This is a genomic window from Alteromonas sp. Mac1 (assembly GCF_001562125.1).
Taxonomy (GTDB): domain Bacteria; phylum Pseudomonadota; class Gammaproteobacteria; order Enterobacterales; family Alteromonadaceae; genus Alteromonas; species Alteromonas stellipolaris.
This window is the reverse complement of sequence record NZ_CP013932.1, coordinates 588,478-607,035: the sequence shown is the minus strand read 5'-3', so window position 1 is coordinate 607,035 and position 18,558 is coordinate 588,478. Positions and strand designations below refer to the sequence as shown.

Genomic DNA, 18,558 nt, shown 5'->3' with positions numbered 1-18,558 from the left:
ATGCACATGAATTGTTATTCGTTGTGCCGTTTACTAGCAAGTCGTTCGCTTCGCATTCACGAACAAAGTCGTTTAAATTTAGTATCAACGTTTAAGCTCAGATATTCGCTTTAAAGCGAATGGCAGTATTTCACAATAATAAAGTATGGAAAGTAGTATGGATTGGGTATCAATTATCCCCCCATTGGTTGCGATCATTGTCGTATTCTGGAAAAAAGAAGTTATCTTGGCATTGCTATTAGCGGTGCTGTGCTCTGAAGCACTTATTTTGTTAACAGCAAGTCCTGCCACCAGCTTTCTTGCTCCAATAAATGCTATAGAACGCGTAGTCGATACCGCTTCCAGCCCAGGTAATACCCGAGTCATTCTATTTTCTGTATTAGTAGGCGCGCTATTAGCATTTATTCGCGACTCTGGCGGAGTAACGGCTACGGTTAACTACTTAGTTGGTAAAGGGGTAGCTAAGAATAAGAAACAAGTTGGCAGCCTTACTATGTTTACCGGTATTGCGGTATTTATAGAATCGAATTTAAGTGTGCTAACGGCAGGTATTTTTGCCCGAGGGTTATTCGACCGCTTCGGCATGAGCCGCGCCCGCTTAGCGTACATTATCGACTCCACCAGCGCACCAGTATGCATACTCATTTTACTCAATGGTTGGGGTGCATTCATATTAAGCTTGCTCGACACCTACGAACTGCCAGCTTCATCAGCCTCAATATTATGGGGCAGCGTGTTTTTTAACTTCTACGCTATTTTTACCTTGCTGATTGTGGCTTACACCATAGCTGCAGACAAAGTGCACGGCCCATTGGCAGTGGAAGAGAAAACCCTGTCGAAGACAGACATTCCCCAACAAACAGAAACGGCCACCAAAGCGCGTTACATGTTAGTGCCATTGCTTACCATGGTATTAAGCATGGTGGGCTTTATGTTTTGGACCGGCAACGGCACTTTATCTGAAGGCAGTGGCAGTAAATCTGTACTTTATGCCACGGCACTTGCCACCGCTATCGCTTATGGCCTTTTACTTTGGCACAAACGCTTCACCCATAAAGAAGCCGTGGAAATCGGCTTTAAAGGCATGGGGGAATTGCTTCCCCTCGTCACCATTGTGCTGCTGTCTCTTACCTTAGGGAATAGTTTAAAAGACTTAGGCACTGGCGTATTTGTTGCCGGTGTGGTGGGTGAATACCTACCCCTTGTTTTCATCGTACCTATGTTGTTTATTGCAGGGGCGGTGATGTCGTTTACCACAGGCACCTCGTGGGGCACATTTGCCATTCTTATTCCTATTGGCGTGCCACTAATTCAAACCCTTGGATTACCGCCTTCGTTAGTGGTTGCAGCTATTTTAGGTGGTGGTATTTTTGGCGATCACTGTTCGCCTATTTCCGATACCACTGCCGTATCGTCGTTAGCCGCTGGTTGTGACGTATTAACCCATGTAAAAACCCAGTTTCCTTACGCGCTTGTGGCAGGCGGGTTAACTTTGGTGGGTTATCTCATTGCCAGCATTATTATGATTGGCTAGTGCGAGCCACGATAGGCTAACGCTAAGTCTATTTTTCACAGTTCTAATAGTAAGTTTTATCAAAGTTTTTCAATTTTAAGGAGTTAGACGGTGTTGAAGAAAACGTTTTTTCTGTTCTCATTTGTAATTCTGACAGCGTGTAGTCAAACAGGCGTTGAAGTAACGCAAACTCAACAGCAAGCCGTCGCGATGCCCGATACCTTTAGTGCCGACGCCGCGTATGCTGTTTTAGAAGACGGCGGTAATGCGGTAGATGCTGCCATTACGGCGCAGTTTGTGTTGGCAGTAACCCTACCTGAAGCAGGTAATGTGGGCGGCGGAGGCTTTATGACCATTGCGTTTGAAGGCAGCACTGACTTTCTTGATTACCGCGAAATGGCACCGTCTGATGCACATCGAGATATGTACTTGGATGACGAGGGGGATGTGAAACCTTACGAATCACTTTTTGGCGCGAAAGCAGCAGGTATTCCAGGCACGGTTGCAGGCATGTGGGCAGCGCATCAAAAGTACGGCAGCTTACCGTGGAGCCGCCTTGTGGCGCCTGCAGTTGAACTGGCTGAAAATGGCTTTCTAGTACCTGACAAACTTGCCAGTAACATTACTCGCTATTTAGCTCGTACCCGCGAGCAAGGTTTAAACAGCAACTTTGCTAGTTACTTTGAACACGCTAAAGCCAATACCTTGTTTAAACAGCCTGAATTAGCCACTACCTTGAAAGCGATTCAACAGCATGGCCAAGATGGATTTTACCAAGGCGAAGTTGCCAAGAAAATTGTTTCCTTTATGCAAGAAAACGGTGGGCTAATTAACCACAGTGACCTTGCGGCTTATAAAGCAGTATGGCGTAAACCTCTTGAACTTAATTGGCAAGGTTACACCCTAGTAACAGCGCCGCCACCAAGCTCAGGCGGCGTAGCTGTGGCGCAGTGGATTGGCATGCTAGAAAGCTACGGCAGCAATCATACTCTGCCAGAACATAACAGCGCCGAATACCTGCATGTCATGTCTGAAATTGGTAAACGCGTATTTGCCGATAGAGCGGAATACCTCGGCGATCCTGACTTTGTTGAAGTACCGGTTGCTAAGCTTGTTGCCCCTGACTATATCAAGGCTCGCGCATCGCTTATTCAACCCAATAGTATTTCAGATACGCCAAGTGTTAAACCTGGCCTAAAAGAAAGTGAAGACACCACCCATTTTTCAATTATGGATAAATGGGGCAACGCGATTGCTAATACCACCACCATTAACCTTACTTTTGGCAGTGGCGTGGTAGTGGCTGGGGCCGGGTTCTTGCTTAACGATGAGATGGATGATTTTAGTGCTAAGCCTGGCGTACCCAATTTCTTTGGTGCTGTTGGGGGAGAAGCTAATGCTATTTCGCCCTATAAGCGCATGTTATCTTCAATGACTCCTACCCTTGTAAAACAGGGCGATGATGTGGTGTTAGCAACCGGTTCACCAGGTGGCACAACCATTATTTCGTCGGTAGCACAGTCGTTATTAAACGCATTATTGTTTGATTTTGATGCCACAAAATCTGCTAACGCTCCTCGCTTTCATCACCAATTACTACCTAAAGATACCATTCGTGTTCATCCTGGGTTTGATGAGGCAACATTGGCTGAATTAACGGACATGGGCTACACAATAGATGCCCGCCGCTTTGGTGATGTGCACTTAATTAAGCGTACAGCGCAAGGTGTAGAAGCCGCTTCAGAAGCAAGTGGGCGCGGTAAAAGCATAGTGTCTGCACGTTAAGCACTGTTAAATCATAAGAAAGGAATAGCCATGTATAAGCTATGTCGCACAGTTCATAATTGGCTGGGGCTTATACTGGCGATTCAAATTACCCTTTGGTTCGCCAGTGGTCTGGTGATGGCGTGGCTACCTATTGAAGATGTTCGCGGGGCGCACCTTCGCCATACCTTTCAAGCAAATTGGCAACACGCGACTCAATCTCCACAATCTGTTCTTGCTTCTCATAGTGCTGACGCCACATTAGCGTTAAGCCAGCGGTTGATTGTGAATGAAGATAAACCTCGTGCAATACCTGTCTATACAGTCTCTGAAGCTATATCTGGAAACGGGGCTCAGCAGAACACCACTGTTCGCTACAATGCCGTGAATGGGACCATTTTGGCACCACTAAGCGAAACACAAATTCAAAAAGCCGCTAATGTTCAATACGCGGGGACAGGCACCTTGAGTGAAATAGATTTTATTTCCACGTTACCTCAAGAAGTGCAGCAGCTTCCCTCGCCTATCTGGCAAGTGCAATTTAATGATACTGAAAACACACGGCTTTATATCGATCCAAACACTGGTAGCGTACTTCGTGTAAGAACAGACACCTGGCGGTTATTCGATTTTATGTGGATGCTGCATATCATGGATTATGAAGACCGCAGTGACTTCAATCACCCACTATTGATTGGCTTTTCCGCCGGCGCATTGCTTTTTACGCTAACTGGAATAGTGCTGTTGTGGCAGCGCTTTCGACCTAGAAAGCGCTCAGGGTTAAATCGATTTTAATCAGTCGCAAATAACTGTTCGATAGAGGCAAATGCTTTGAACTCCAGTGCATTACCGCAGTAGTCCATAAAGAACATAGTAGCTTGCTCGCCCGGCTGATCTTTAAACCGAATATAGGGCTCAATAACAAATTCAATATCTGCAGCGCTTACCTTGTCGGCTAGCGCCTGCCACTGCGGCATATCAAGCACCACGCCAAAATGCGGCACAGGCACAGCATGACTATCAACTCCATTATGGGAAGGCGGTGACGGCATCTTTTCAACACAGTGTGTCACCAACTGATGACCGAAAAAATTCCAATCAATCCACTGGCTATCACTGCGGCCTTTTTCACAGCCTAACAGTTCTCCATAAAAAGCTTCTGCATTAGCAAGATTACTAACCGGTATTGCTAAATGAAACGGCTGCGCCATATATTGAATCCTATAAGAATTTCTTCAGTAACGATAATTTGAATTTAGAAAACGGTGCATAGCGTACGGGTGCATCCAACGCGAAAGCCCGTTTCATCACTGTTTTTAAATGACTAAAGGTATCGAACCCAGCTTGGCCATGGTAGCTGCCCATACCGCTATTACCTACGCCGCCAAAGGGAAGTTCTGGGTTAGTCATAAATATCATCGTATCGTTAGTGCAAACACTGCCAGAGCTGGTTTTTTCAATAATACTATTCAGTACTTTATCACTTTCGCTAAAGGCATATAGGGCTAAAGGTTTAGGTCTGTCGTTAACGAAACCGATGGCTTCATCGATAGAGCTCACGGGCACTATGGGTAAGATAGGACCGAAAATCTCTTCTTGCATGATGGCACTGTCTTTCGCAGGGTCGAGCACCAATGTGGGCGTCATCGCGGGTCTTGCTTCATTTACATCGCCACCGTAAACCACATTAACCCCATCGAGGTAGCCTTGTAATCGATGTAAATGGCGGGTATTGATGATATTTCCATAATCATTCGACGAAAAAGGGTTTTTACCAAATTGGGATTTAAGCTCTTTTTTAATAGCGTCTATTAACTTTTGTTCAAAGCCTTTCACCACTAGCACGTAGTCGGGCGCGATACAGGTTTGCCCTGCATTCATCCATTTGCCCCATACAATTCGGCGCGCAGTAATTTTCAAGTTGGTAGTGCTATCAACAATACAGGGGCTTTTACCACCCAGTTCTAGCGTAACTGGGGTTAAATGCCGAGCGGCAGCAGACATAACAATTTTGCCAACCGCCTCGCCGCCGGTGTAGAAAATATGATCCCATTTACACGCAAGTAATGCCGACGATTCTTCCTTCCCGCCCTCAATCACCTGAACACACGAAGTATCCATATATTGAGGAATAAGTTTTGCCACAATCGTTGAGGTTTCAACAGATAATTCGGATGGTTTTAACACCGCACAGTTACCTGCCGCTAATGCCGCAATGTAAGGCGCTAGCAACAACTGAAGAGGGTAATTCCACGCGCCTATAATAAGCACTGTACCCAAAGGCTCTGGTTGCTGAAAGCTCTTACCCGGCCATGCAATAAGCGGAGTTGATACCTTACGAGACTGCATCCATTTATTTAAATGTTTAAGGGTATGTTTAATATCCGATAGCAAAAAGCCATGTTCGGCCACGTAAGCTTCACTTTCGCTTTTGCCTAAATCTTGATGGAGTGCTTGTAAGATCTCTTTTTCGTTTTCAATCAACAGTCGCTTTAGGGCATCTAATTGACTCTTACGCCATTCTAATGAGCGGGTTTTGCCAGATCTAAAACTAGTTTGAAGCGAAGCTACCGTATCGAGAAAGCAAAAACTGGGTTCTACGGCGTGAAGCGTTGGTTGATTAGACATAATACATTCCACCTGCATGTGAAGACTGTTGACCTGCTGGTTTTTAAATTCAAGATCAGGCGCAACCGAATAAGCCAATATTTATCTTATAGTAATGAGGGCAATAAACCACAACCCAATTATTTTGTTAATTAATGTTTAATTATTACCTCAATCTCAGTTTATTGCCTACACAAAAAAGCCCGGTACTTAAAATAAGTACCGGGCTTTCAAATAGCCTAACTAGACGGGGCTAGTTTACGCGTCGTATGGGTTGCGTAAAACAATCGTCTCGTTACGATCAGGGCCGGTAGAAACGATATCTACAGGAACACCGGTAAGATGCTCAAGGCGCTGAATATAATTTTTTGCAGCTTGTGGTAAACCTTCAAACGTCGTTACACCGTACGTGTTGTCGCTCCAACCTGGCATTTCTTCATACACTGGGGTCACTTTATCGTAACCGTCAGCCGCCATAGGAGGAACATCTTTCACGTTACCGTCTGCATCCTTATAACCGATACAAATTTGTAGAGACTCTAAGCCATCAAGTACATCTAATTTGGTTAAGCAAAAACCGGTAATCGAGTTAATCTGTACGGCACGTTTCATTGCTACAGCATCAAACCAACCAGTACGGCGTTTACGGCCTGTAGTTGCACCAAACTCGTGACCTTTAACGCCTAAATGATTACCCACTTCGCAATCAAGCTCAGTAGGGAAAGGGCCAGAACCTACACGTGTTGTGTACGCTTTAACAATACCCAATACATAATCTAGCTTTAACGGACCAAAACCAGCGCCGGTGGCTACGCCGCCAACTGTGGTATTAGAAGACGTAACATAAGGATACGTACCGTGATCGATATCAAGCAATGTACCTTGCGCACCTTCGAACATGATTGGCAAGCCCGCTTTATGGGCTTTATCTAGTTCGTCAGTAACATCAACCACCATCGCTTTAAGAATATCAGCAACGGCCAGGGCACCTTTTAAGGTTTCATCGAAATCGACGGCTTCTTCACCATAGTATTTAGTCAATGTGAAGTTGTGTACATCAAGTACTTCTTTGAGCTTAGCTGCAAAGTCTTCTGCATTGAATAAATCGCCTACGCGTAAACCACGGCGAGCTACTTTATCTTCGTATGCTGGACCAATACCACGACCGGTAGTACCAATCGCTTTAGCACCACGGGCTTTTTCACGCGCTACATCTAAAGCAATGTGATAAGGAAGAATAAGCGGGCATGCTTCACTGATTTTCAGTCGCTCACGTACCGGAACGCCACGCTCTTCAAGCATAGTCATTTCAGTCATTAGTGCGTCTGGGCTAAGTACTACGCCGTTACCAATAATACAGGTAACGTTGTCACGCAGGATGCCTGATGGGATTAAGTGAAGAACGGTTTTTTCACCGTCGATTACTAGAGTATGACCTGCATTGTGACCGCCTTGATAGCGAACCACATATTTTGCACGATCAGTAAGTAGGTCTACTACTTTGCCTTTACCCTCGTCACCCCATTGAGTGCCGAGTACCACAACGTTCTTTGCCATGAATCATATTGTGTAAGAAAATTAGGCGGGGATTCTATCAAAATTTTATACCCTTTATCATCTGTTTTATGCGCAAAAATGCGCCAGTTATTGGAAACTCATGGTCTTTTTCAGTCTGTAACTCGCTAAGCATCTGTATACTCTAACTATTTTTAGTTACGCAATTAGACTTATTGTGACAAGTAAAAAAGACAAACCACACCGATGACAACCAATACACCGCCGGTTTGTCGTAGTTGATTGGTCTGCATCTGGCTTATTTGTAATAAGTATAAGCGCCAGCGTGTAGGGAATAACAAAGGGCCTATGCCTTCTACAATAAGCACTATTGCTAGCGCGGGCCAAAGCCAGTCCATTCTATACCTCACTGTTTTATCTAAATTATTTTCGTGTATCTGCGCCATATATTTTAAAGCCTAGTAGCAGCTAGATGCGCTTAAAGTAGTCACTTAAGCATAGTAATGGCTCATTAGGGATTAACACATATAAATACCCTATTTTGCTAACCTAATGGTTATTCGAGCATTTTATATTCAACCTACTGAAATTTTTCACTTTTTTTTAACGCAAAGTAGTGCAAAAAATATATCATCTGCTATACGTAGAGTATTGCACTTAATCACACGGAAACAAATTCATGCGTTTTCCCAAATATGGAAATTATGCGTTAGATATCTCTGGGAATGTATTGGAAGTGTTTGCTACGGGTGCGTGGAATTTAAAAACCGCAGAAGCCTTTACTGAAGAAATGCATGACCTAGTGAGCAGGTTCGATGACAAACCTTGGGGTGCTTTGCTAGATGGTCGAAGGTGGGTGTTATCGACACCAGATACACAACAAATCATCGTTGACGCTATAAAATTTAGCATTACTAAAGGGCTAAAACGCTCTGCCTATGTGTTAGATACAGGCATGGTTAAGCGCGCGCAATTAGAATATACCCACCCAGCCAAAGAGCGCTCGTTTGATTTAAACGGTTATGAAAGAAACTACTTTCAACATTACTTTGCAGCGCTTAATTGGCTAGACAAGGAAGGCTTTTCACCTATAGCGAAAACGTAAGGGCGTATCTGTGCCCTTAAATTTAATTGCTAGTAAAGCAAGCTATACACTTTACGTCGATACTCAGATTTAAGCGCATCACCATCGGTTAACGCATTAATCATATCCAGCATGATTTTACGTGCATCCCCAAACCCTAGCTCTTTTTTAAGTACGCTGAGCAGCAAGGATAACGCTTCTTCCGATTTATTGGCTTGGTGTAGTTGCACAGCCAAATCTACTTTGAGTTGTAAATCATCGGGGTTAGCCGATACCGACGCCTGCAATTGGCGAATTTCTGGTGTATCGGCTGCCTGTTCAGCAAGCTCTATTTTACCGTTAAGGGTATTATAGCGCGCATCTTGATCGACTAACTTTATCTCTTCTAACAAGGCTTTAGCCTGTGTTAGCGACCCAGTCTCAATGTAGCAATCAATGACCATATATTTGGCATTGATATTATCAGGGCTCATCTCTAAGACTTGCTTCGCATTCGATAAGCCTTCTACGTAATCACCTTTTTGAATGGCTTGTCCTGCTGCTGCAAGAAAATCATCTTCAGGATTAGGCAGGTACTTAGCTAGCATCTCACGAATTTGTGCTTCAGGTTGCACGCCCGCAAAGCCATCAACAGGTTGGCCGTTTTGCACTACCATCACAGTTGGCAAGCTACGAATGCCAAATTGACCTGCAACTTCTTGCTGCGTTTCACAATCTACCTTCGCAAGAATAAGATGCTGTGCATACTCTCCTGCTATCTTTTCTAAGATAGGCAGTAGATCTTTACATGGCTCACACCAGTCTGCCCAAAAATCAATTAGCACCAGCTTTTCTTGTGATGCTTCTAAGATAACCTGCTGAAAATTTTCAACAGTAATATCAACGATAGTTGCCGCATTGTTCGCAACAAGATTGTCCATAAAGTGGGCCTTTTAAAACATTTATTTTCTGACAATGAATATGGGGTAACTCATAGCAAAAAACAACCGCTACAAAAAATCGGCAACAATGTCGTATTCACGACATACTTACCTACGCTCGCGTGTTAATTTGTTGTTAATTTATGCATGACGACACTCACTGGAGGGCTACGCCATGGCTACCGAGTCAAACGTTCAAACTCAATTTCAATCTTTTAGCGAGTTTTATCCTTATTATCTTGCGGAACATGCCAATTTAACCTGCAGAAAATTACACTTTATTGGTTCATGGTTAGTGTTAGGTGTTATCGCCAGTAGCATAATGACGGGCAACTTAGCTTTGTTATTGCTGATCCCAGTAGTAGGCTACGGTTTTGCGTGGGTGGGGCATTTCTTTTATGAGAAAAATAGGCCTGCGACTTTTCGCCACCCGCTCTATAGCTTATTGGGTGACTGGGTGATGTTTAAGGACATTTTAATAGGTAAAGTCAGTCTTAGGGCTTGATGCCTATCAACGTTAAAATTTTGTCGGGTTAAAAAACAAAAAAGCCAGACGTACACAGTGAAATAACCCCCTGTACGCTGGCTTTTTGAATTTTAAAATCTAGTCGCTTTCAACACACTAAAAATAAGATTACGCCTACCATTTACTTGGCGGGGGTAAGTTTTAATACTTTACCGTTGGTGGCATCTGTTAGCAGATAAATAGCACCGTTAGGCCCAACTTCTACATCACGAATACGGGCTTGGTTATCACGCATATATTCATGCTGCTCCCCAGGTTTACCGCCATCCATCTCGATACGTCGTAAATGCGTGAACTTTAACGAGCCTACCAACAAATCTCCGTTCCACTGTGGAAACAAGTCACCTTGGTAGAACGCCATACCGCTTGGGGCAATAGAAGGGTCCCAGTAAAGTACTGGCTGCTCCATACCGTCCATATGGGTTTTATCACTGATAATGTCGCCGCTGTAATCAATACCATAGGTAATGACAGGCCAACCGTAGTTGGCACCTTTAGACAGCAAGTTAACTTCATCACCGCCTTTGGGTCCGTGCTCCATTGCCCATACTTCACCGGTTTCAGGGTGAATGGTAATGCCTTGAACATTTCGGTGGCCGTAGCTATAGATTTCAGGGGCCTTACCGTCAGTAAAAGGATTATCGCTAGGCACACTGCCATCGCGATTAATGCGCACAATAGTACCGAAATGGTTATCGGTATTTTGTGCTTCCTTCATGTATTTATAACGGTCACCCAAGGTGATAAACAATTGCTTGTTGGCATCAAACGCTAAACGACAACCAAAGTGAAAGCCGTTGTCAATTAGTGGCGCGGCACTAAAAATAGTTTCTACATTTGCCAGCGTGTTACCGTTTAGCGTGGCTTTGGCAACACTACTGCTGCTTCCACCTTCACCAGGTTGGCTGAAACAAAAATAAACCGTGTTGTTAGTTTCAAATTCAGGATCGATAGCAATATCTAACATACCACCCTGATTGTTCGCTTCTACCTTAGGCACATTTGACAAGCGCGGCGATAGTTCACCAGATTGACTTAGGCGCCTAATGCCACCCTCGCGTTCGGTAACTAACATATCGCCATTAGGTAGGAAGGTCATTCCCCAAGGGTGAACTAACCCTTGTGCTAATTCAGTAACGACAAGATTTTCATTTGTGGGAGTTTTAGCGTCTGCTTGTTGCGAAAACGCTGGCTGAGTTGCCCCAGCCAGCGTTAATGTACAAACAGACAGCACATTTACTATAGTGCGTGTCATAATTTTTCCGCCGTGAAGTATATTCCGGCTTATTTTGCCAACATTGCGCGAAGCATCCAAGCAGACTTTTCGTGAACGCGCATACGATCGCCAATAAGTGCAGCAGAAGACTCATCGTCTGCGTCTTGCGCTAACTTAAGTGAATCACGTGATGTCTTAACCACTTGCTCATGACCGTGAGTCAGTAAAGCCACCATTTCTGATGCTTCAGGTACGCCTTCCACTTCGTCAATTGCGCTTAGTTCAGCGAACGACTTGTAAGTACCTGGCGCTGATACACCAAGTGTACGAATACGCTCTGCAATTTCATCTACGGCTTCTGCAAGCTCTGTGTATTGCTCTTCAAACATCAAATGTAGTTGTCTAAACTGTGGGCCTTCTACATTCCAATGGAAGTTATGGGTTTGTAGATAGAGCGTGTAAGAATCTGCTAATAGTTTTTTAAGGCCTTCAGCCACCGCATTACGATCTTCTTCTGAAATGCCGATATCAATCTTGCTCATATATCTCTCCTTGGGTTAGCAACTAATTCACTAATTTAGAATGGGGAATACCATTCAAATCTTACCTTAATGATACTCTAAGAATATTGATTTGGATTATAATTTTAACGATTGTACACATCTACTTTAACGATTTACTTCAATGATGATGCCGATGGCCGGCTTCTTTACCCATTCCTTTAACCGGCAATTCTACGGTGTAATTAGCGGCGTTATCGAAAGACAAGGTCAATGACACACTACTTCCTTCAACCAGCCCTTTTTCTAATCCCAACAACATCACGTGATAACCGCCAGACGTAAAGGAAAGTGACTCATTTGGCGCAATGTCTATACCTTCTTTTACTTCTCGCATACGCATCATGTCATCGCTCATTTCGGTAGTATGAATTTGCGCGTCGCTGGCAATATCACCGCTCACCGTTACACCCGTTAATTTAGCCGGAGTGTCGCTTTCATTATGCAAAGTGAAGTAAAGGGCTGCAGATTGTGCCATGGGGAACGTGGCGCGAGCGTAACCGTCGCTAATAGAAATAGGGTGCGTAGCTTGAACGCTGCACGCGGTCAGCGCAAACATAAACAAGGCAAGTAACTTAAAGGATAATGAGTGAGTATTAGGTGTCATACCGCCGCTTCCAAAATAAAAACTGGCTGCTAGTGTACGGTAGGTTTATTTAATAAAGAAGAAAATATAGAAAAACTGGAAATGTATCCCGAAAGGGAAAAACGATAACGAGGGAGTTAACTTAGAAAGCACTAGATAAAAAAACTGCGTGAAGGCTTTAGTGTGAAAGAATGGTGCCGACTGCCGGAATCGAACTGGCGACCTACTGATTACAAGTCAGTTGCTCTACCAACTGAGCTAAGTCGGCACACTTTTCACACCCGCTGGGTTAACAGCGGATGCGTATAATAGCCACAATTAAAAGGTTGTCAACCTTTTAAACGTTTTGCCTCGCCAATCAGTTTAGGAAAGTACTCTAATGGCAAATATTGACTCAAATCGTGTAATTTTTCGCCCAGTTTTGTGTAGCTGTCAGTGGTGACATTGATATGACCCATCTTGCGCTTTTCACGCACCGATTTTCCATACCAGTGCAAATGACTGCCATCAATACTCAAAAGTTCTCTTGAAAAACTACTGCAGCCAATAATATTTATCATTGCGCTTGGGCCAATAGCCGATGTGTCACCTAAAGGTAAACCACAAATTGCGCGAAGATGATTTTCAAATTGGCTGGTTACTGCACCCGATTGACTCCAATGACCAGAGTTATGCACTCTAGGCGCAAGTTCATTAACTAAGAGTTCATCACCACATTGGAACAATTCAACCGCTAACACGCCGATATAGTCCATGCCTTCAGCCAGTTTCACAAAAATATCGTGAGCTTTAGCTTGAAGCACATCGTCAACATGGGTAGCCGGGGCAACCGAAACATGAAGTTGGCCTTGATAATGTAAGTTTTCAGCAAGCGGGTATGTACGCACATCACCTTGCTTATTACGTACGCCTATTAAAGAAAGTTCACGCTCAAAAGGCACCATCTTCTCTACTACAAGAGGCACTTTCTCTAAATTTAAAGTCGCTAAGGCTCGTTTAAGCTCTGGTAACTCATCTTTATTGGCTAATCGCCACTGCCCATAACCATCGTAGCCATCTCGACTGGATTTTAGAATAAGCTTCTCGCCCAACGCTTCAATGCATTCATCGAGCTGATCTAGATGGGTAACTATGCGGTGCGCACTGTTAGCAACCTTCATGCCCTCAAGCAATGCTTTCTCTCGCACTCTATCAGCGCCAACTAAAATACTTTCAATACTGGGCATTAACTTGCCCGTTTTGGTGGCTTCTTCGAGTAAGTGTTCGGGCACATGCTCAAATTCTACCGTAAGTGCGTCAGCACCTTCTAAGGCTTGATCTAAAGAAGTATCCAGGGGAGTTTTACTTACTGGGTGCACGACAGTATCGTTGTTTACGTCGACAGCCAGCACTTCAATGCCAAGCGGACTGCCCGCCAAATACATCATTTGCGCCAATTGGCCTGCACCGTAAACGACTACTCTCATTCGTCAAGCTCCAAAGTGTTGCTTGAAGCCAACACCGTCTCAGTTTGCTGCTGTCGAAAGGCAATAACCGCATCGCGTACGTTAGTATCTTGCAGTGCCACCACTTGCGCCGCTAGCAAGCCTGCATTGGCTGCACCCGCTTCGCCGATGGCTAATGTGCCAACCGCAACGCCTTTAGGCATTTGTACAATTGATAACAGGGAATCAAGACCGCTTAATGCTTTAGATTTTACTGGGCAACCGAATACTGGCAAGTGCGTGTGCGCAGCAATCATACCCGGTAAGTGTGCTGCACCACCTGCGCCAGCAATAATGGCACTAAAGCCTTCATCTGCTGCACCTTCAGCAAATTCAACCAACAAGTTTGGCGTTCTGTGTGCTGACACCACTTTTGCGTCGAATTCAACACCAAACGACTTCAGCATTTTTGCTGCTTGTTGCATGGTAGGCCAGTCTGAAGTTGAGCCCATAACTATTGCGACTTTTGCCATCTAGAAATCCTCTGAGATAGGTAAATTGGATAACCGGAAAAGCCCGCGATTGTAGCCTAAATCGCCAACAAATCCCACATATTAGCCGTAAGTGATCTAGCGAGGCCTTCATTTTCGTAAAACCCCTATATAATTACAAATAGTTAATCCTTCTAATGCCACTTGGTGCTCTTTACGACTACCCGTGGTTATTTGGCTGGTTATAGCTTTTTAGGCTAGGGTAAACGGAGGTATCGATAATGTCGAAAGCGCATGAAACAGACAAAATTGATGAAGTTTTTGAAGAAGTGCAGGTTGTAGTATCGGATTTTCTTAATCGGGAAGCTGCCCCTGGCATTTTACTGATGATTGCTACTGTACTGGCGCTTATCATTGCCAACTCCCCTATTGATCACCTCTACGACCAACTAATCAGCCTTCCAGTACAAATTTCAGCAGGTACGTGGGCGATTGATAAACCCTTATTGCTATGGATTAACGATGGCTTTATGGCCGTTTTCTTCTTTCATGTTGGGTTAGAGCTAAAGCGTGAAATATGCGAAGGCGAGCTATCAAATCCCAAAGACATTGTATTACCTGCCACCGGTGCAATTGGCGGCATGCTTTTACCGGCCCTCATTTACGTAGGCATTAACTGGGACAACCCTGTGGCAATTGCCGGTTGGGCAATTCCAGCGGCAACCGATATTGCTTTTGCGTTAGGTATTTTGGCGTTATTAGGAAGCCGAGTACCCACTAGCCTTAAGATTTTCTTAGTCACCTTGGCCATTATTGATGATATTGGCGCTATTGTGATCATTGCGATTTTCTATACCAACCACATCACTATGGGAGCACTGATGGTAGCAGCGGCGTGCTTACTGCTGTTATGGCAAATGAACAGGCGCAACGTGGTTGATATTCCTGCTTATATGATGGTGGGCATTATTTTATGGGTCGCCATGCTCAAGTCTGGGGTGCATGCCACGCTAGCAGGCGTGATATTAGCGGCCTTTATTCCTATGCGAGACAGTAAGGATGAAACCTATTCACCGGTTACGCGCTTAGAGCGTAGCTTAAATAGCACGGTGAGCTTCGCCATTTTACCCCTGTTCGCTTTCGCAAATGCAGGGATAAGCTTCGGTAATATTAGCCCCGAGGGTATTTTTCACCCCGTCACCTTTGGCATATTTTTAGGCTTGGTTCTCGGTAAGCAGGTTGGCGTTTTTGGCTTTTGCTTTTTGATGATTAAGCTCAAACTTGCAACCTTGCCTGATGATCTTAACTTAAAACATATTTACGGTTGTGCACTACTGTGTGGTGTGGGCTTTACCATGAGCTTGTTTATTGGTGGTTTAGCTTTTGAAGAAACGGGTATTAATCAGATTTTTGACGAGCGAGTAGGTATTTTGGCCGGTTCAGTTGTATCGGCAACCTTGGGTTACATCGTATTGTATATGGTAGGCAACAAACCGGTTAACAACAAAGGTAAAGTAGCCTCAAACGCGAGCAAGTTCACGGGCAATACTGTCGATTAACACCTGCTTTCTAATTGGTTTGCTTAAATGTGCATTCATACCGGCGGCTAGACATGCCGCCTTATCATCTGCATAAGCATTTGCCGTTAATGCAATAATGATTACCTTGTCTTTATTTTTAGCTTGTTGGCGAATGTGTTTCGAGGCAGTAAGCCCATCCATAACGGGCATTTGGTAATCCATCAAAATTACATCAAATGCATGACGAGTTGCGGCCTCTATCGCTTCCATACCATTTTTAGCCCTAAAGCGTTTAACGCCAACAGAGCCAAGCATATCCATCACGATATTAGCATTTACATCATTGTCTTCAGCAAGCAATACTCGTAACGTACTTGGTAAAGACTGGGCTTTTACATTGGATGAAGCTTCTTGCGTATCGCCTTTCTCACACGGAAAACTAAAGCAAAAGGTGGTTCCCGTGCCTTCATTACTGTCTACTGAAATACTGCCACCAAGTAGCTCTACTAACCCTTTGGTAATGGCTAAGCCCAATCCAGTCCCACCATAGTCACGGGTTATCGAGGCATCAGCCTGTTCAAATTGGTCGAATATACTCTCTATTTTTTCCGCTGGTATGCCAATGCCTGTATCAGTAACCGAACAAGATAGCTTGCCTTGGCTATACTTGGCCTCTATTAAAATGACGCCTTGGTGAGTAAACTTAATCGCATTACTAACCAAGTTATTAATGATTTGGCTTAGCTTGCCACCATCGGTAATAACCGCTTTTGGCACGTTTTCATCAATATTCACGTTAATCGAAATGCCCTTCTTACTTGCGCTTCGCTCGTAAAGCACACTGCATGCATCGATGGTTTGCTCAACGGAAACACTACGCTTATCTAGCAACATTTTACCAGATTCAATTTTCGACCAATCTAAAATACTATCAAGGATCATTAATAGGTGGCTGGCAGAAGTGGAAATAGTTTCCGTTCTATGGCGTGCCCCGTCAGGTAAGGGTAATTCCATCATTAATTCACACGACCCAATAATGCCATTCATCGGGGTACGAATCTCATGGCTCATATTGGCTAAAAACTGGGTTTTAGCTACGCTTGCCGCTTTTGCTTCATCAAGCGCCGTAGCCAAATGTCGCGTTTTCTCTTCTATCTTATTTTCTAAGCTATGATTGAAACCAGCAAGCTCTACATTTAACGCTTGTTCTTTAGACCGAGCGAATTCAAGGGCTTTAAATGCGTCGACTAAGCGCCCTTCTAAGCTGCTGAACTCGTCATTAAGTGAGGCGAGCTCCTGAATATGCAATGTACTCCCCGCCAAGGTTGGCTCTCTGCGCACTTCTGAAGGGGTAAAATTGGCGATATAACGTATGAGCCTGCGAATGGGAGACTCTATCATTCGTGCCACCACAGAGCCCATAAACGTACCAAATACAGACAAGACAAGTAACAGCAATAAATCAGTCAATAAATACCCACTCATTACTGACAATAAACGTCGATAATCGTAGTAATAGCTAACGTGCCAATTTGCGGTAGGCAGCTGACCTTCTAGCCTCAGCCACTGCTTGTTAAGCGGTCCGTCTTCAATTTTTATATCGCACTCACCATCGCATAAATACGTAGGCGCTTTGTTCAGTGGTTTTAAGCCCAACGCATCTGACGCGTAGATAACCTCGCCTTTAGCATCTTCGAGTAAAAGCGAAAAACCATCGAGGTTAAGGGCATCTACTGTAGAGAAGCTTCGAAGGGATAATGAGCCCTCCACGATGCCAATAGGCACGCCATATTCATTAATAATAGGTGAAGACATGGCAACAATAGCATCGTTTCCAAAGCCTTTGCCTTGGAAAACATCTGAAAGGTACGGCCCGCCCGTTTCCATTGCCTGATAAAAATAAGGACGGTAAGCCACATTGGCAGCCCCGACGGCCTGCGCTTTATTTAGCAGCCCGGGTGGATAAGAGTGGGTGATATTTCCATTTTCGTCGGCCACTAAAAATGTGATGAATTCGGGGTAGTGCGCAGCTAAAACTGAAAGCTGATTGCTGCTAGCCTCTTCCAACTTCTCAATGGCATAGGGCGTGGATAGTGATTGCGAGGCAACAGCTATCGCTTTTTGGTGTTGCCCAATAAAATCAGACAACTGTTGTTCTAATACCGCAACACGTTGATGCATGTAGCGAACAATTTGCGCTTCTTGATCGTCTTGATAAAGCGCTACAGATAAATACACCACCGCCATGGAAGCGGCAAAAAAACAACCTGAGAAAAAATAGCTGAACAGAAAATGCAGTGAGACTCTTTCTTGCGAACCCGTATTGGTGTGTTTAAGCCCTTTATTCGCTAGGAAGACAAAGTGCCCAGAAATAAGCCCAAAAACGCCACTTACCCACGTAACAAGCACCCCAGAAAACATCATTGTAGGCTGGTCGGCTTCGTAAAGTGCGTGCTCTAACAATAGAATGGGTAGGAAAATAAGCGACCAAAACCCAGCACCAACTTTAATTACTCGGCTCAGGGATTTTTTATACCCAAATAAGCTTACTACGATAGGCAGTAAAGACAGGCTTTCTTTCCCCACAATACTGCCGTGAGTGAGCCATAAGGGGACGCAGATAATTAACGCAATAGGAATGGCGACGATAGGGGGGAACCGTAGTGCCGCGTATACACCAACCCCTACACCGAATACAGCAATACCGCTGCTATCAAATGGCGCAGGTACTGCGTTTAGAGCACTACCTACAACCACTACAAGTAACAGGTGTAATACCAGAGTTAATGACCACCGGTGTTTATCGTACAACAACGCCCCCCTCTGGCATCA

General features: G+C 44.4%; 17 protein-coding genes and 1 tRNA gene. 6 read left to right on the top strand and 12 right to left on the bottom strand.

Annotation, left to right across the window (positions count from 1 at the left end):
- Positions 1-157: 157 nt before the first annotated feature.
- The 3 genes from AV939_RS02505 to AV939_RS02495 all read left to right on the top strand — a co-directional run bounded on the left by AV939_RS02505 (position 158) and on the right by AV939_RS02495 (position 4,072).
- Complete coding sequence (locus tag AV939_RS02505; RefSeq protein WP_057794231.1) at positions 158-1,534, top strand: Na+/H+ antiporter NhaC family protein; 1,377 nt, start codon at positions 158-160, stop codon at positions 1,532-1,534.
- Between the two features lie 126 nt (positions 1,535-1,660).
- On the top strand, positions 1,661-3,298 hold the full coding sequence (gene ggt / locus AV939_RS02500; protein ID WP_231751187.1) for a gamma-glutamyltransferase: 1,638 nt from the start codon (positions 1,661-1,663) through the stop codon (positions 3,296-3,298).
- Positions 3,299-3,328: 30 nt separating this feature from the next.
- Positions 3,329-4,072 carry a PepSY-associated TM helix domain-containing protein gene (locus AV939_RS02495; protein WP_057794235.1) on the top strand — a complete coding sequence of 248 codons (744 nt, stop codon included), beginning with the start codon at positions 3,329-3,331 and terminating at the stop codon, positions 4,070-4,072.
- Here AV939_RS02495 and AV939_RS02490 read toward each other — a convergent pair.
- From AV939_RS02490 to AV939_RS02475, 4 genes are all read right to left on the bottom strand, one after another.
- Positions 4,069-4,488: a VOC family protein gene (locus AV939_RS02490; RefSeq protein WP_057794237.1), complete on the bottom strand. Its 420-nt coding sequence runs from the start codon at positions 4,486-4,488 to the stop codon at positions 4,069-4,071. The genes AV939_RS02495 and AV939_RS02490 overlap by 4 nt on opposite strands.
- A 10-nt stretch (positions 4,489-4,498) precedes the next feature.
- Positions 4,499-5,905, bottom strand: a complete 1,407-nt coding sequence (locus tag AV939_RS02485; RefSeq protein WP_057796398.1) for an aldehyde dehydrogenase family protein — start codon at positions 5,903-5,905, stop codon at positions 4,499-4,501.
- Between the two features lie 237 nt (positions 5,906-6,142).
- Positions 6,143-7,441 carry an adenylosuccinate synthase gene (locus AV939_RS02480; protein WP_057794239.1) on the bottom strand — a complete coding sequence of 433 codons (1,299 nt, stop codon included), beginning with the start codon at positions 7,439-7,441 and terminating at the stop codon, positions 6,143-6,145.
- Positions 7,442-7,611: 170 nt separating this feature from the next.
- Positions 7,612-7,797 (bottom strand): DUF2065 domain-containing protein, encoded by a 186-nt coding sequence (locus AV939_RS02475; protein WP_057794241.1) that lies wholly within the window; start codon positions 7,795-7,797, stop codon positions 7,612-7,614.
- Positions 7,798-8,078: 281 nt separating this feature from the next.
- On the opposite strand from AV939_RS02475, the gene AV939_RS02470 reads away from it, so the two are divergent.
- A complete protein-coding gene (locus AV939_RS02470) occupies positions 8,079-8,504 on the top strand; it encodes a hypothetical protein (RefSeq protein WP_057794243.1) in 426 nt (141 codons plus the stop codon).
- Between the two features lie 29 nt (positions 8,505-8,533).
- On the opposite strand, the gene trxA is transcribed toward AV939_RS02470, so the two are convergent.
- Positions 8,534-9,403: a thioredoxin gene (trxA, locus tag AV939_RS02465; protein WP_057794245.1), complete on the bottom strand. Its 870-nt coding sequence runs from the start codon at positions 9,401-9,403 to the stop codon at positions 8,534-8,536.
- A 175-nt stretch (positions 9,404-9,578) separates the two neighbouring features.
- Here trxA and AV939_RS02460 point away from each other — a divergent pair, with 175 nt between their 5' ends.
- The gene (locus AV939_RS02460) at positions 9,579-9,908 is read left to right on the top strand and encodes a DUF962 domain-containing protein (RefSeq protein ID WP_057794247.1); all 330 of its coding nucleotides are present in this window, start codon (positions 9,579-9,581) and stop codon (positions 9,906-9,908) included.
- Positions 9,909-10,050: 142 nt separating this feature from the next.
- Here the strand turns inward: AV939_RS02460 and AV939_RS02455 are convergent, their stop codons facing one another.
- The 6 genes from AV939_RS02455 to purE form a co-directional block, all read right to left on the bottom strand.
- Positions 10,051-11,184 carry a PQQ-dependent sugar dehydrogenase gene (locus tag AV939_RS02455; protein ID WP_057794249.1) on the bottom strand — a complete coding sequence of 378 codons (1,134 nt, stop codon included), beginning with the start codon at positions 11,182-11,184 and terminating at the stop codon, positions 10,051-10,053.
- Between the two features lie 29 nt (positions 11,185-11,213).
- Complete coding sequence (locus AV939_RS02450; protein ID WP_013785598.1) at positions 11,214-11,687, bottom strand: Dps family protein; 474 nt, start codon at positions 11,685-11,687, stop codon at positions 11,214-11,216.
- Positions 11,688-11,826: 139 nt separating this feature from the next.
- On the bottom strand, positions 11,827-12,312 hold the full coding sequence (locus AV939_RS02445) for a copper chaperone PCu(A)C (RefSeq protein WP_057794251.1): 486 nt from the start codon (positions 12,310-12,312) through the stop codon (positions 11,827-11,829).
- 171 nt (positions 12,313-12,483) lie between these two features.
- A tRNA-Thr gene (locus AV939_RS02440) sits at positions 12,484-12,559 on the bottom strand.
- Positions 12,560-12,620: 61 nt separating this feature from the next.
- Positions 12,621-13,757, bottom strand: a complete 1,137-nt coding sequence (locus tag AV939_RS02435) for a 5-(carboxyamino)imidazole ribonucleotide synthase (protein WP_057794253.1) — start codon at positions 13,755-13,757, stop codon at positions 12,621-12,623.
- Positions 13,754-14,248, bottom strand: a complete 495-nt coding sequence (gene purE, locus AV939_RS02430) for a 5-(carboxyamino)imidazole ribonucleotide mutase (protein WP_057794255.1) — start codon at positions 14,246-14,248, stop codon at positions 13,754-13,756. Before purE ends, AV939_RS02435 begins: the two co-directional genes overlap by 4 nt.
- Positions 14,249-14,487: 239 nt before the next feature.
- Here purE and nhaA point away from each other — a divergent pair, with 239 nt between their 5' ends.
- Positions 14,488-15,765 (top strand): Na+/H+ antiporter NhaA, encoded by a 1,278-nt coding sequence (gene nhaA / locus AV939_RS02425; protein WP_057794257.1) that lies wholly within the window; start codon positions 14,488-14,490, stop codon positions 15,763-15,765.
- Here nhaA and AV939_RS02420 read toward each other — a convergent pair.
- Positions 15,727-18,537, bottom strand: coding sequence for an ATP-binding protein (locus tag AV939_RS02420; protein ID WP_061996938.1), 2,811 nt, complete (start codon positions 18,535-18,537; stop codon positions 15,727-15,729). The two genes, nhaA and AV939_RS02420, sit on opposite strands and share 39 nt — an antisense overlap.
- Between the last annotated feature and the right edge of the window lie 21 nt (positions 18,538-18,558).

What these genes read in the sequence shown, in the direction of transcription:
- nhaA (WP_057794257.1), top strand. Translation starts at nt 14,488, where the DNA reads ATGTCGAAAGCGCATGAAACAGACAAAATTGATGAAGTTTTTGAAGAA.
- AV939_RS02450 (WP_013785598.1), bottom strand. Translation starts at nt 11,687, where the DNA reads ATGAGCAAGATTGATATCGGCATTTCAGAAGAAGATCGTAATGCGGTG.
- AV939_RS02505 (WP_057794231.1), top strand. Translation starts at nt 158, where the DNA reads ATGGATTGGGTATCAATTATCCCCCCATTGGTTGCGATCATTGTCGTA.
- AV939_RS02445 (WP_057794251.1), bottom strand. Translation starts at nt 12,312, where the DNA reads ATGACACCTAATACTCACTCATTATCCTTTAAGTTACTTGCCTTGTTT.
- AV939_RS02495 (WP_057794235.1), top strand. Translation starts at nt 3,329, where the DNA reads ATGTATAAGCTATGTCGCACAGTTCATAATTGGCTGGGGCTTATACTG.
- AV939_RS02480 (WP_057794239.1), bottom strand. Translation starts at nt 7,441, where the DNA reads ATGGCAAAGAACGTTGTGGTACTCGGCACTCAATGGGGTGACGAGGGT.
- trxA (WP_057794245.1), bottom strand. Translation starts at nt 9,403, where the DNA reads ATGGACAATCTTGTTGCGAACAATGCGGCAACTATCGTTGATATTACT.
- AV939_RS02455 (WP_057794249.1), bottom strand. Translation starts at nt 11,184, where the DNA reads ATGACACGCACTATAGTAAATGTGCTGTCTGTTTGTACATTAACGCTG.
- purE (WP_057794255.1), bottom strand. Translation starts at nt 14,248, where the DNA reads ATGGCAAAAGTCGCAATAGTTATGGGCTCAACTTCAGACTGGCCTACC.
- AV939_RS02475 (WP_057794241.1), bottom strand. Translation starts at nt 7,797, where the DNA reads ATGGACTGGCTTTGGCCCGCGCTAGCAATAGTGCTTATTGTAGAAGGC.
- AV939_RS02490 (WP_057794237.1), bottom strand. Translation starts at nt 4,488, where the DNA reads ATGGCGCAGCCGTTTCATTTAGCAATACCGGTTAGTAATCTTGCTAAT.
- AV939_RS02485 (WP_057796398.1), bottom strand. Translation starts at nt 5,905, where the DNA reads ATGTCTAATCAACCAACGCTTCACGCCGTAGAACCCAGTTTTTGCTTT.
- AV939_RS02470 (WP_057794243.1), top strand. Translation starts at nt 8,079, where the DNA reads ATGCGTTTTCCCAAATATGGAAATTATGCGTTAGATATCTCTGGGAAT.
- AV939_RS02435 (WP_057794253.1), bottom strand. Translation starts at nt 13,757, where the DNA reads ATGAGAGTAGTCGTTTACGGTGCAGGCCAATTGGCGCAAATGATGTAT.
- AV939_RS02460 (WP_057794247.1), top strand. Translation starts at nt 9,579, where the DNA reads ATGGCTACCGAGTCAAACGTTCAAACTCAATTTCAATCTTTTAGCGAG.